We start from the raw sequence: 13,136 nt of genomic DNA on the forward strand, positions 1-13,136 counted from the left end.
GTCTACAATATGAATAGGCCGCAGGCCGGGATTGTGGGCTGAGCCTTCGGGTAGGAGGGCGAAATGGTCATGCTCAGAAAATTTTCTATGAGAATATTCGCAGCGGGATTGTTCGCTTTGAGCGCGATGGCCCAGCAGACACCCCCACCTGGGACAGAAAATGCCCCCGAACCTGCCACTCCCGCCGCCCAGACAAAATCTATTGAGGTCCCCCAGGGAACCAAAGTCCTTCTTGCGCTTAGGTCGGCAGTGAACACCAAGACAGCAAAGCCGGGCGATGGTGTGTATCTCTCGTCGAGCTTTCCTGTCGTGGTGAACGGCCATGTCGTCATTCCTGCTGGTGTCTATGTGCAGGGGGTAATCGATCAGGTAGTTCGCCCCGGCCGGGTGAAGGGGCGCGCAGCTGTACGCATGCACTTTACATCAATGATTTTTCCCAACGGATCAGTAGTGGATATACCCGGTGTGGTGAACAGTTTGCCTGGTTCCGGTGGCCCTAAAGTAGGGGACGAAGGCACCATTCAGCAGGCATCGAACAAGGGCAAGGATATAGGAACGATAGCGCAGAGCACGATTGAAGGAGCCAGTCTCGGGACAATTGGCGGCGCAGTGGCCGACCACCCTGGTGCTGGAGCGGGATATGGCGCACTGGCTGGCGGCGCTGCGGGCTTGATCTATACCCTCTTTACGCGCGGGGATGACGTGGTGCTCAACGTAGGCGAGGGAATTGAGATGGTCCTGCAGCGTCCGCTCACGATCACGCAGGCCAACCTTACCGGGCCCGACGTTGCCGGACAGTCAGCAGTTGTTCCATCGGCGCAGCAACCGATGGCCAAACCAAAGTCGAACATACTGTGTCCCTTGGGCAGCCTGGGCTGCTCTTAAAGCCATCCTAAGTAAACGAATAAGTTGATGAACGACAATAAGACAGAACAAAAGCAAAACAGCACGCGTGGCCATCTGCAACTGTGGGTGCGCGATTTCATCATTTCGGTGATGGCGTCCTTTTTCATCATCACCTTCCTCTATCAGCCGGTAAAGGTCGAAGGCACCAGCATGCAGCCCGAACTGCGCGACCAGGACCGCCTCTTCGTCAATAAATTTGCCTACAACTTCGAGAAAATTTCGCGCGGCGACGTGGTCGTCTTCTACTACCCGCGCGACACGCAGAAGAGCTACATCAAGCGGGTCATTGGACTACCCGGGGACAATATCCGCATCGATGATGGCCGGGTGTATGTCAATGGCGAGAAGGTTGATGAGCCGTATGTTCCCAGGCGCTTCCGCGATACGCGCTCGATGGCCGACATGGTCGTCCCGCCAAATGAATACTTTGTGATGGGTGACCATCGCTCTATTTCAAGTGACAGCCGCGATTTCGGCCCGGTCAGCCGCAGGCTGATTTATGGCAAGGCCGCGTTCATCTATTGGCCCGCGGACAATATGGGCGTCATTCGATAGCTTGCTTCGTCTTCGGACTACATTCATTTCGCATGAAGGCCCTCCCGCACCGCTTGCTATTATTCGGAATTCTTCTGCTATCTTTTCCTGTCTCGAACTTGAGTGTGTAGCCATGCTTTTGTGCAGTCGCGGAGGCTGGCACTCGGCATGCCGGCTTTTGCGGCGGGCTGATTCGTTTAAGGAGTAATTTCATCGGCGAATTAACCGGCTTCATATCGCTGCTGAACATTTGCATTGAATTAGTCATCCATGCGCCAGTGATACCGAACGCCGTTGCCTTACCGGGGTTGAGTTGATAAACCATCGCGTCGGGATAATCTGACCCTCCGTGAACTGCCTCCTGGACGCAGGCGGATGAATACGGCGATGCCCATGGGGTCGTCTCCGTAGACGGGTTGCAGGCGAGAACCGGGTGTGTACACCGTTGTCTGCGCGCCGATTGCAGTTTCCCAATGAGGCAGCAGGTTGAAGTCCCGGTCGTAGCCGAAGGTGTAGGCCTGCACGCGACCCGCCGGTTCTTCTTTAAAGCCCATCGGCACGGAATTTTCGCCAAGGAGCAATTCTGTCGTGCGGTCTACGTTTTCAATCCGTGCCCAGGTATAGTTTTTTCCGGCGAAGCGCAGGGTCGATTCGAGCAGATAGCTGTTCTGGATAACGTTATCGGTGAGTGAGCGCGTTCTTCCCCACGCGATAGTGCTGGTCCAGTTGCCGCGTTGCATAGGACGGTTGTACATGGCGGACGCGGTCATACGCTGCTGGTCTTCATCAGGAAAAAGCGCTTCGGGACTGTGGATGCGCGCATAGGAATACTGCCCGCCCCAGTTCTGGCCGGGTTGCAGTGTGAGCCGCGTTGACCATGAATCGATGGCGCCCTGCTGCACTTGCCAGCGGTGCTCGTTCGGCTCGCGTCCGTGAAAGCCGCTGGCTTCAACACGCGCGATGCCCTGCGTGAAGCCGACAGTGATCACATCGTCAGCAATGTGAGTCGAGTCTTCCTGATGGTGCCCAAGCGTGCCGACAGGATTTTCAAAGGCTGAGGCGCGGTGCGGATATGCGGTCGGTCCGATGGCGGGATCGCCTACTGGCGCGGCATAAAACGAGAGAAGCGTCTTCTCGCCGAGTTTCCAGTCGTAAAGTGCGGCCAGTTCCATTACGAAATCATGTGGGTGCTGGCCATCAACAATCGGCTTGCCATAGGCGGTTTCTCCCTGCTGAAAAAGCAGCGGGTACTGCCGTTCCGTTACGGTCCCCGGTTCGAGACTGAGCATGGTTCGCAACGTGAGATAGCCGGGACCAAGCTGGCGCTGCGCCATGGGCATGAACCAGTTGGTCGAGAAAAATTTGTCGCCGCCGCGCGGACTGCTCTGTTGCTCTTCAATGATGAAGGCATTGGCGTGGAACATCAGCATCCAATCGCCGCGCATGTTCATCCACATTGGCGTTGGCGTGGAGTTTGGCTCCGAACTCGTGCCAGAGCCTGCATGGTGCACGATTTTCTGCGCGAAGGTGTGGCTGTCGCGGTCCATCATGTCAGTCATCTGGGCGGCAGCCGTGACGCTGCGTAGCAACAGCGATAGAGACAAAAGCAGCTTCACAAAAACTCCCCAAAAATTCGCACCATGAAGCGCAGCGGCTTGATTGGCGCTGCCTGTCAGCCAGAGGAGAGTGCGCTCAGATGCGCAAGGGTGGATTAAATGAGGATTGGCCCACACTATCGTGCGACGATATGCTAACCCCGTTTGCGGCAATGCTCAGATGCGGTATCAGAGGCTTATCAGCATTGATGGCCAGGCAAAGTTGCAGCGCTTGCGTGACGGATGAAGTAAGGGCGGGTTCCTGTTGTGGATGACCGCATTGTCGCGCGTTAGAAATGGAGGCTGTGCCTGCGCAATGCACCGTCATATGTGAGCAACATGACGCTTTCTGCGTTCCGGGCATGCACATCATGTCGCACACGAATGAAGACGCAGTCCCCGCGAGCAGAAACATGATCATGATTGCGACACCAGCAGCACACCTGTGCATGAAGCGATTCTACCGTTAATGAATGGCGATTTCGCCGCCTACTCCGGGTTTGTTTTTGCGCAGCAGGAGGGCGAGCGGGACCATGATGAGCGATGCGAGGCAAAGAATGAAGTACATGTCCTGATAGGCCAGCGCGTGCGACTGCTGCTGCATCTGGTTGTAGATCTGCCCTTGCGCGAGCTGGGCGGCATTGGCAGGCCCGGCTGTTCGCGAGAAAACGCTGCTCAACGCACTCACCTGGTTCTGCACGTTGGGGCTGGAAGGCGTCAGGTGCTTGAGCATCTGGTTCTGGTGGAACTGGCCCAGTTCGACAATGCCCGCGTTCGTGAGCGAGATGAGAATGCTGCCGCCAATATTGCGGACAAAGTTGATAAGGCCGGAAATCTGGTTGTTCTTTTCGACAGGCATACCGAAATATGCCGCCGTCGTAACGGAGATAAAGACAAACGGAATAGCGAAAACCTGCACGATTCTGAGCCACGAGGCCATGCCGAAGCTGAGGCCGAGATTGATGCGCATCGCGGTGAAGTAATAGGAGAACGCGAAGCAGCAGAATCCAAACAGAATGATGTTGCGCGCCGGGAAGCGGCTAACGGCCTGCCCTGCGAGAGGCATCATGACGAGCAGCACCAGTCCTCCGGCTGAAAGCGAAAGTCCTGCAATGGTGGCCGTGTATCCCAACTGCGCCTGCAGAAACAGTGGCTGCAAGACAGTGGTTGCGTTGAGTAGACCGCCGGTAAAGAGCATAAGGAAGCAGCAGGTGGCGAAATTCCTGTTCTTGAGCAGGCGCAGTTCCATGATGGGGTGCTTGGCGAACCATTCCCATATCAGCAGCGCGGCAAACGAAACGACAAAAGCAATCGCGAAGAAACGGATGAAATCGGACTGGAACCAGTCTTTCTCTTCGCCTTTGTCGAGCGTGATCTGCAGCGCGGCCATGGAAATTACAAGCAGAGCAATGCCGAGCCCGTCGGCATTCCGCAGTCGTTTGCGATCTCCTTTGATCCAGGGTGGGTCATCCACCATGCGCTGCACCATTAACAGAGCAAAAATGCCGACGGGAATATTGATGTAGAAGATCCAGTGCCAACTGTAGTTGTCGGTGATCCAACCGCCGAGCGTGGGGCCGATGGACGGAGCGAGAATCGCCACGATTCCGTAAAGAGCGAATGCCAGTCCGCGCTTGGCAGGCTCGAACGAATCAGCCATGATGGCCTGGGCCATAGGTTGCAAGCCGCCGCCGCCTGCGCCCTGAAGAACGCGAAACAGCAGAAGAAAACCAAGAGTAGGAGCAATGCCGCAGAGAAAAGAGCTGATGGTGAAAATCACAATGCAGAACATGAAGAAGTTCTTGCGGCCTATCACGCTTGCCGCCCAACCGCCCATGGGTAGCACGACTGCGTTCGAAACAAGATATGCGGTCAAAACCCAGGTGCTTTCATCCTGACTGGCTCCGAGACTGCCGGCGATGTGCGGCAATGCCACATTGGCGATGGAGGTGTCCAGCACCTCCATGAACGCGGCCAGCGCTACTGTTGCGGCAATAGCCCAGGGATTGACCCGGGGCCGCCAGCGCGCCTGCGCTATCAGTCTTGGTTCAGCAATGGTTTCAGTTGCAGCCATCGTTTGTGGGGGATAGCCTCTCTATGTCTTGAGTCACGATAGCCTGCATCAAGGCTGGAAGCGCGCTTTCCTATAGATGCAGCTACCCTGCTCTACGACGCCGGCTTGCGCCATTTTTGTCCATGTTACTGATATGCGCTTTATGGCTGATGGCTGCGCGATGACTGCTTTCTGTAGCCGTCCATCTGATCGGTCCAATTAAGAAAGCGCACAAGGTTCCACTTCTCGTTCCATAAGAAGTTCAAGATGTCTTTCGTCTGGAGGCTTTCCGCCTTCATTCCGGAATATGTCTCAATCCGCCACTTCAGATATTCGCTGCGCCAAGGCCGGAGGCGATGGCCACGGGTCGCATTCCAGATGAAGCGGAGAGAAGCAAGCATCATGAAAATGATACAAGGCAGAGGGCGCAACCCCATCCCGCCAAAATCACGGCAAAGAGAAAGACGATTTGCAACGCGGTCCGCACGACCAGTCCGGGCACTTTGCGACCATCTATGGTCAGCTGACGTCGCGCCGCATAGACATTGGCCGGAAACATCGCAACCAGAAGGATGGCCAACCCGACAGATGCCGCCTTAGCAGTAAGCGTCCAGAGGATGCCGACAGCGCCGGCAAGCTCGGCGATTCCGGTAAGTGTGACCAGCAAGTCCGGGCGCTTGAATGCCGGAGGCACCATGCGGATCAGGTCAGCGCGCCGCTTGCCCCAGTGCGCAGAGGCGGTCAGCAGAAACATCGCCGCCACCGCCACCCGTAAGCAATGCTGCCATGCGGCGAAGAACCCGACTCCGGCCCATCCCAATATCCGGCAGAGGACGAACGCACCTACAAGAACGAAGAAAGGAACCATGACACTCCTTTATACAGGCGTGACAGCATCTGCAATCCAAAAGTTACATGGGCACTGGGGAATCTTTTTAAGCAGTGATATTGAGGGGATGCCACCTTCTGCTATGCTTCAAACTTAGCCGTGGACACGCGCGGCAGTGATGGGAGAAATCAGGAGTCATGGCAAAAAGCGTTAACAAGGTTATTCTTCTCGGAAACGTGGGGAAGGACCCCGAAATTCGTGCAACCGGCAGCGGCGCTATGATCGCGAACTTTTCGCTGGCGACCACTGATCGCACCAAGGATCAGAGCGGCAACTGGAGCGACCGCACGGAATGGCACAATCTTGTCGCCTTTCAGCGCACGGCTGAGATTGTCCGTGATTACGTGAAGAAAGGATCGAAACTTTACATCGAGGGCAAAATCCAGACCCGCTCATGGGACGACAAGACCACCGGCGAAAAGAAATATCGCACCGAGATTATCGTGAACGATCTCTCACTGCTGAGCGGACGTGGTGAAGGCGAAGGCGGCGGCAGCTATACCCGTTCAGGCAGTTCAACGTCGTTCGATCAACGCTCGCAGGCCCCGGCTGAGGACTACGGACAATCTGCTGAGATTACTGACGACGATATTCCGTTCTAGTTGCTCTCGTTGAGTGCGTCGCATGGAATGTTATGGAATTCGATGCAATTCCAGATCCTTGCCGTCGAGATGCAAGACGAGCGTCTGTGCGGACGCGCTTCCAGTGGGCTTGAAGGTGCATTCATCGCTTGAGCTGACAGAGTAGAAATCGTCCGGGCTCTCTGCGCGATATTCCTGCTTCGGCTCGTCGTTCTCCTGCATGAACAGGTGACCGCCTTCGAGGGTGACGGAGAGAATGGCATCGGCGGAGAGCGCATACTTGCCAACCAGGCGGTTGAGTTGAGCGGGGGTAAGTGATACCGCTTTGTGCTCCTTGAGTTTAGGTAAAGGCGGGAGCAGATTGTAGGGTGTGTAGCCTTCCCAACCGAACGGGAATGATGTTCGTCCAATAATCGAATCGATCAGCGGCTTGAAAATTCCTTCTCCATTAGAGCTGTTCGTCATGATGAGGATGCCGCTGCCGTTTGCGAAGCAGAGCGCGAGATGTCTCCATCCCTCGTCATGACCTTCCTTGAAGAAAGCTTGTCTGTAAGGTGATGCATAGAGGGCCCAGCCGATTCCATAGCCCAAGTGGATGCTGTCGTTCTCTGTTGTGGTCGCGGGCGCCAGCGAAGGAAATTGATGGGCTGAGTGGATGGGGATTTGCGGGCTGAACATCAAACCGGTGGTTTGAGCACTCAGCAGCTTGTGGCGCATAATCGCGCTGAGGAATGTTGCATAGTCATTGAGCGTGGTCTGCATCGAACCCGCGGCGTTTGGCGTGGCCCGTTTTTCGGGGCCTAGAGACCGCCCATACTCGTCGTATCCGTTGGCGAAGTCGCTATCGAACTGAGGCTCCCATACCATGCTTGTTCGGCTCATGGCCAGGGGAGTGAAGAGCTTTTCGCTCATCAGATTTGTGAGAGGCTCATGCATGACCGCCTCCACCACTAGTTGCGCCAGGTCGATGCCCTCGCCGGAGTAGGCGTAGCGCGTTCCTGGGTCGAAGTGAATGTGGAGTTTCCTGTCATCTTCAAAGGCGCGCCAGTTGGGGAAGCCGCTGGTGTGGCTGAGCAGGATACGCAGCGTTATCTTTTTGTAGCGATCGTCATTACTCAGGTCAGCGTAGCCGGGATAGTCGGGTAACGGTTTTGGCAGGTATTGAGTGACGGGCTTGTCTAAATCGAGAACGTGTTCCTGAACCAGGAGCATGACGACGCTGGCGAAAGCTGCTTTACTCAGCGATGCCGAGGTCATCACGGAGTTGGGAGTGAGTGGCAGTCCTTTCTCCGTGTCGCGTAACCCATAGGTCTTCTCGTACTCGATTTTTCGATCATGGAAGATGGCGATGCCGATACCTGTCACGTGCGCGGCCTGTATAAGCTGATTCACTTGCGCATCGATATGGGATGTTTCGATGCTGCTGCCGTCGGGTCGCGCGATTGTGTGCTGCTGGCCTACGGCGACCATCGATGAGAAAAGTACGGTTGCCATCACTGCGAAGATGGCCTGCCGCATTGATTCTCCTTTGTAGGTTCGCATCTGCTTGCCTGCATTTGTTGTACGCAGGCATTGAGGTCCCGGTTCCAGTTGCGTTAAGCGTTCATCTTCTACGCGGTAGAAAGCAAGAGGGCTGTGCTTTAGCACAGCCCTCTTTATTGCTTGGTTTACTGGGGTCCTCGGTTGCCGCCACCACCGCCCGGTCCGCGTCCACCCGGGCCACGACGCCCGCGGCCACGACGACGTCGTTGGCCGCCGCCTCCGCCGGGACGGCGCTCGCTGCTGCTTGCGTGAGCTGGCGCGACGTCCGCGCGGTTGAAGTTGACTTCCTCGCCTCCCTCGTCGCTGCCTTCTTCATCGTCGAAGTCGTCGCCGCCTTCGATGGTGATGGTGCTGGCGTTTGAAGATGGCTGGCGTTCTTCGCGAGGCGCATGGCGCCTACCGCCTTCTTCCGGATCGCTTGATGCGGCCATGTCACTGACCTGGCCGGACTGCGGCTCGGTGATGCCGAGTTTGGCGCGCTGTTCCTTTAACAGAGCCTTGCGCGAGAGCTTGATGCGGTTGCCTTCGATTCCGAGGACCTTGACGAGGACCTGATCGCCTTCGCGCAGCTCGTCTTTTACGTCCTTGACGCGGTGCTCGGCGATCTCGCTGATGTGCAGCAGGCCGTCGGTGCCGGGGAAGATTTCGACGAACGCGCCGAACTCGGCAAGACGGACGACTTTGCCGAGGTAGGTTTTGCCGGCTTCGGGAACGGCCGTGAGATCGTTGATCATCGCCAGCGCCTTGTCCAAGCCTTCAGCGTCGGATGAAGCTACGTTCACGCGGCCCGTGTCATCGACGTCGATCTTGACCTGCGTGGCCTCGATGATGCCGCGGATGGTCTTGCCGCCCGGCCCGATAAGGTCGCGGATTTTGTCGGTCGGAATCTGCAGAGTGCGGATCTGCGGAGCGAACTTCGACTTCTCAGTGCGCGGGCCATTGAGAACGGCATCCATCGTGTCGAGAAGGAAGAAGCGACCGCGACGGGCCTGCTCAAGCGCTTCGCGCATGATCTGGCCGGTGATGCCGCTGATCTTGATGTCCATCTGCAGAGCGGTGATGCCGTCGCGGGTCCCGGCAACTTTGAAGTCCATGTCGCCGTAGTGGTCTTCGGCGCCGGCGATGTCGGTAAGGATGGCGTACTCATCGCCTTCCTTCACCAGACCCATCGCGATGCCGGCCACGGCTGCCTTGAGCGGAATGCCCGCATCCATGAGGGCGAGGCTTGCGCCGCAAACCGAGGCCATAGACGACGAGCCGTTCGACTCAAGAATGTCGGAGACGATGCGGATCGCGTAAGGCGACTCTTCTTCGCTGGGCAGAACGGCGCTGATGGCGCGCTCGGCCAGCGCTCCGTGGCCCACTTCGCGGCGGCCTACGCCGGTCATGCGGCCGACTTCGCCAACCGAGAACGGCGGGAAATTGTAGTGCAGCATGAAGCGCTTGCGCTGCTCGCCCTCGAAGGTTTCGAGGCGCTGCGAGTCGTCGCCGGTTCCAAGGGTTGCAGTGACGAGCGCCTGCGTTTCGCCACGGGTAAAGAGCGCGGAGCCATGAGTGCGGGGCAGCACGCCAACTTCAATGGTGATGGGGCGAATCTGATCGAAGGCACGCCGGTCAGGGCGAATGCGATCTTTCGTGACCTGCTCGCGGAAGATGCGCTCACGCAGCGTTTCATAGTAGTTGCCGAGCTTTTTCTTCGCGGCTGCGGCGTTCTCGTCTGCCGGGATTTCGGCGGCGAGTTCGTCCTTGATCTGCTTGACCAGAGCGTAGCTTTCGGTCTTGGGGTGGCTCTTGGTGTCGAGCGCGTCCTTGAGGCGGTCGCCAACTTTGGAGACGAGAGCATCATAGTATGGCTGGTCGAACTCGGGAGCAGTGAAGCCGCGCTTGGGCTTGCCCACCTTGGTGGCCAGTTCTTCGATGACGGCAACGATCTTCTTAATCTCAGCATGGCCGAACTCGATGGCGTTGACGACGATGTCTTCCGTCACGCCTGTAGAGCCGCTTTCGATCATCACGATGCCGTCTTTGGTGCCGACGACGGTGATATTGATGGAGCTATCACGGCGCTCGGAATAAGACGGATTGGCCAGGTATTGGCCGTTCACATAGCCGACGCGAACGGCGCCCACGGGACCAGCAAAGGGAATGTCAGAGAGCGCGAGCGCTGCGCTGGCGGCATTGATGCCGACGATGTCGGGGTCGTTTTGCTTATCGGCGGAAAAGACCAGGGCGATGACCTGCGTCTCGTTACGGAAGCCTTCAGGGAAGAGCGGGCGGATCGGGCGGTCGATCTGGCGGCTGGTGAGAATTTCGCGCTCGCTGGGACGGCCTTCGCGCTTGATGAATCCGCCGGGAATGCGTCCGCCGGCGTAGGCGTACTCGCGGTAATCGACGGTGAGAGGGAAGAAGTCGATTCCCTCTTTTGGATCGGGGGCGGCCACGGCGGTTGCGAGCACCACACTGTCACCTTGCGTGACCAGGGCTGCACCGGAGGCCTGCTTGGCCATACGGCCTGTTTCAAAGGTCAGCCGCTTGCCACCGGCAAGCTCGACTGTCACTTCGTGTTTCATAATGTCCTCTTTTCTTGAATCTTGGTAGGAGCGACGGCGGAATTGAGTGCTGGACCTGAGCAATCCCACAACTCTGCGAGATGTGTGGCACCTGTGCCTAGTGGAACCGTAGGTTCCTTCACTCCGCTCCGCTCCGGTTGGGATGACAAGGATGCGGAAGAGTGGATCGGCATGGATACACGCCAGCCATTGACCCGGCCAGCGCTTTCCAACCCTTTGCGAAGTTCTCGTCGCGTGCGCGTAGGAGACAAAGGTTTGAGCTTGCAGCTACTTACGGATGCCCAGTTTGCCGATGACGTCCCGGTAGCGGTCAGAATCGTTCGTCTTGAGGTAATCGAGCAGACGGCGGCGCTTGCTGACCAGCATCAGAAGGCCGCGGCGCGAAGCATGATCCTTCGCGTGGGTCTTGAAGTGCTCGGTCAACTCGCCGATCCGTTCGCTCAGGATCGCAATCTGCACCTCAGGACTGCCGGTGTCGGAGTCATGAGTGCGATAACGGGAAATGATTTCAGTTTTTTTAGCAGGTGCCAGCACGATGCGTGCGTTACTCCTATTGCAGATTTCTGTTCAATTACACTTCCTAAGTGTCTGGAACAAGAGTAACATAGATTGCTTTTTGAAGCCAGTTCCGGGCAAGTTGACTTCTGTCAATCTGATCTATTGGACATTGAGTTTGATGATCACTTATTTCTGAAGGCGGCGACGAATGCATCTGCCTTTTTGCGCACGTTTTCCCACCGGTGCTGGTTCAGGGTGTTGAGGTGTTATTTCGCAATACTTTGTAAGCTCATCTCTAAATTGAAAAGCGCCATCCACTGCTCGTCTGAAATGTAGACCCATATTCTTGTAGAAATTCCTCAAAAACACTCTTTCAGGTCGTCATCGGTGGAACATTTGCATGACTCATAAAAAGGGGTGCTCAATCGCACCCCTTTTTATAGTAGTTGACCTTATTTCGCTGCATCGAGAACCAGCACGGTCGCGATCGGGTCAAGAGCTTTAGACGGGAGTTGGACGTCGATGCTGTCGCCAGACTGGTTGAATTTGAGTGGCCTATGTGCGGAGTCGGCCAACAGATAAGCGCCGGTAACTTTTCGCGGCAGCTTATCGAGATGGAAAGTGCCATTAGGCCATTTAAAAATTTCAATATAGACCTTGTCGGGCTTGGTGGTTGAACGCCAGTTCCACGCAGGAATGAACTTCGGCTTGCCGTCTTTGTCTTTCTCGGTAGTGCTGAAGCTACCAGCTTCCGGCCCGAAGAGGGTCGGTTGAGTACCGTAGATCGCCTCGCCATTCACGTCGAGCCACTTGCCCATCTGGTGGAGGCGCTCGACTTCAGGAGCAGGAACGATGCCGTGAGAATCGGGACCGATATTCAGGAGATAATTGCCGCCCTTGCTGGCGATGTCGATAAGGTTGCGCAGAAGCGTTTCCGTTGATTTGAAGTTTGTGTCATAGGACTTGTAGCCCCAGGTGTCATTGATGGTCATGCAGGATTCCCAGTCGCGTCCGGGATAGCCTTGCGCGGGAATGTATTGCTCGGGGGTTTCGGTGTCGCCCTTATAACCGCCACCGAGACGGTTGTTCCAGATGAGCTTTGGGTACTGGTTGAGCACGGAGACGATTTCGGACGCCAGCTTCGGAGTCATATCCGGCGTTGGAGTATCGAACCAGATCACTGCTGGAAAATCGCCGTAGTTCGAAAGCAGCTCTTTTAGCTGCGGAATGGCTTTGGTTTCGAGATATTGCTGGAAGTTGCCGTCCTGGGCCTTGTCCCAGTGATAAGTGGGCGGCTGGTGATCGCCGGTCTTCAGGGCAGCGCCGCCGGGAGCAGTCCAGTCCTGATCCTGTGAATAGTAGAAGCCCAATTTGATTCCCTGCTTCTTACATTCGTCCGCTAATTCTTTGAGCGGATCGCGTTTGAAAGGCGTGGCGGCAACGATATTAAAGTCGTTCGCCTTGGAGTCGAACATGGCGAAACCGTCATGGTGCTTCGAGGTGATGACGATGTACTTCATGCCGGCTGCCTTGGCGAGGGCAACGATGTCATGCGCGCTAAAGCCGGTAGGGTCGAATTTGGGCGCCAGCGCCTTGTAATCGGCCACCGGGATGGAGGCGGTGTTCATGATCCATTCGCCGATGCCGGGGATACGCTTGCCGTTCCATGTGCCTGCAGGGATGGAGTAGAGGCCCCAGTGAATAAACATGCCGAAACGGGCCTCGCGCCACCATGCCATGCGGGCGTCACGCTGTTCAGGCGTTTCCGTGTCCTGAATGGCGGCAACCGGGTGGGCCTGATCTGCGGGTTTTGCAGCGGGCGCGCTCTCCGCGGTTTGTTTGGGCTGTTGCGAGCAGCCTGCCAGGCCCGCAGCGATAAGGACGACGCTGGCGCCGACTGAAATTACGGTGCGATGAACAAATTTCAATGCATTCCCCCAGGATGAAATATCAGACGGGTTGAATTGT

11 protein-coding genes are annotated in these 13,136 nt (G+C 56.6%); 3 read left to right on the forward strand and 8 right to left on the reverse strand.

The annotated features are described in order from the left end of the window. The first annotated feature begins 87 nt into the window (after positions 1-87). Both VEV40_RS04890 and lepB read left to right on the forward strand, forming a co-directional pair. The gene (locus tag VEV40_RS04890) at positions 88-885 is read left to right on the forward strand and encodes a hypothetical protein (RefSeq protein ID WP_324830577.1); all 798 of its coding nucleotides are present in this window, start codon (positions 88-90) and stop codon (positions 883-885) included. Between the two features lie 27 nt (positions 886-912). Continuing rightward, positions 913-1,461 (forward strand): signal peptidase I, encoded by a 549-nt coding sequence (lepB, locus tag VEV40_RS04895; protein ID WP_324830578.1) that lies wholly within the window; start codon positions 913-915, stop codon positions 1,459-1,461. Positions 1,462-1,739: 278 nt separating this feature from the next. Here lepB and VEV40_RS04900 read toward each other — a convergent pair whose 3' ends face one another. The 4 genes from VEV40_RS04900 to VEV40_RS04915 form a co-directional block, all read right to left on the reverse strand. Further along, positions 1,740-3,056 carry a hypothetical protein gene (locus tag VEV40_RS04900; protein WP_324830579.1) on the reverse strand — a complete coding sequence of 439 codons (1,317 nt, stop codon included), beginning with the start codon at positions 3,054-3,056 and terminating at the stop codon, positions 1,740-1,742. 445 nt (positions 3,057-3,501) lie between these two features. Beyond that, positions 3,502-5,109, reverse strand: a complete 1,608-nt coding sequence (locus tag VEV40_RS04905) for a DHA2 family efflux MFS transporter permease subunit (RefSeq protein ID WP_324830580.1) — start codon at positions 5,107-5,109, stop codon at positions 3,502-3,504. A gap of 140 nt (positions 5,110-5,249) precedes the next feature. Continuing rightward, the gene (locus VEV40_RS04910; RefSeq protein ID WP_324830582.1) at positions 5,250-5,492 is read right to left on the reverse strand and encodes a hypothetical protein; all 243 of its coding nucleotides are present in this window, start codon (positions 5,490-5,492) and stop codon (positions 5,250-5,252) included. Beyond that, positions 5,489-5,956 (reverse strand): DoxX family protein, encoded by a 468-nt coding sequence (locus tag VEV40_RS04915; RefSeq protein ID WP_324830584.1) that lies wholly within the window; start codon positions 5,954-5,956, stop codon positions 5,489-5,491. The genes VEV40_RS04910 and VEV40_RS04915 overlap by 4 nt, the downstream gene beginning before the upstream one ends. A 158-nt stretch (positions 5,957-6,114) precedes the next feature. Here VEV40_RS04915 and VEV40_RS04920 point away from each other — a divergent pair, with 158 nt between their 5' ends. Further along, positions 6,115-6,579: a single-stranded DNA-binding protein gene (locus tag VEV40_RS04920; RefSeq protein ID WP_324830585.1), complete on the forward strand. Its 465-nt coding sequence runs from the start codon at positions 6,115-6,117 to the stop codon at positions 6,577-6,579. Positions 6,580-6,609: 30 nt separating this feature from the next. Here the strand turns inward: VEV40_RS04920 and VEV40_RS04925 are convergent, their stop codons facing one another. The 4 genes from VEV40_RS04925 to VEV40_RS04940 all read right to left on the reverse strand — a co-directional run bounded on the left by VEV40_RS04925 (position 6,610) and on the right by VEV40_RS04940 (position 13,096). Next, the gene (locus VEV40_RS04925; RefSeq protein WP_324830587.1) at positions 6,610-8,100 is read right to left on the reverse strand and encodes a serine hydrolase; all 1,491 of its coding nucleotides are present in this window, start codon (positions 8,098-8,100) and stop codon (positions 6,610-6,612) included. 125 nt (positions 8,101-8,225) lie between these two features. Next, positions 8,226-10,670: a polyribonucleotide nucleotidyltransferase gene (gene pnp, locus VEV40_RS04930; protein ID WP_324830588.1), complete on the reverse strand. Its 2,445-nt coding sequence runs from the start codon at positions 10,668-10,670 to the stop codon at positions 8,226-8,228. Positions 10,671-10,937: 267 nt separating this feature from the next. Then, on the reverse strand, positions 10,938-11,207 hold the full coding sequence (gene rpsO, locus VEV40_RS04935) for a 30S ribosomal protein S15 (RefSeq protein ID WP_414637797.1): 270 nt from the start codon (positions 11,205-11,207) through the stop codon (positions 10,938-10,940). Positions 11,208-11,620: 413 nt separating this feature from the next. Next, on the reverse strand, positions 11,621-13,096 hold the full coding sequence (locus tag VEV40_RS04940) for an alpha-L-fucosidase (RefSeq protein ID WP_324830590.1): 1,476 nt from the start codon (positions 13,094-13,096) through the stop codon (positions 11,621-11,623). Positions 13,097-13,136 lie beyond the last annotated feature (40 nt).

The organism is Alloacidobacterium sp., from assembly GCF_035631355.1.
GTDB lineage: Bacteria > Acidobacteriota > Terriglobia > Terriglobales > Acidobacteriaceae > Alloacidobacterium.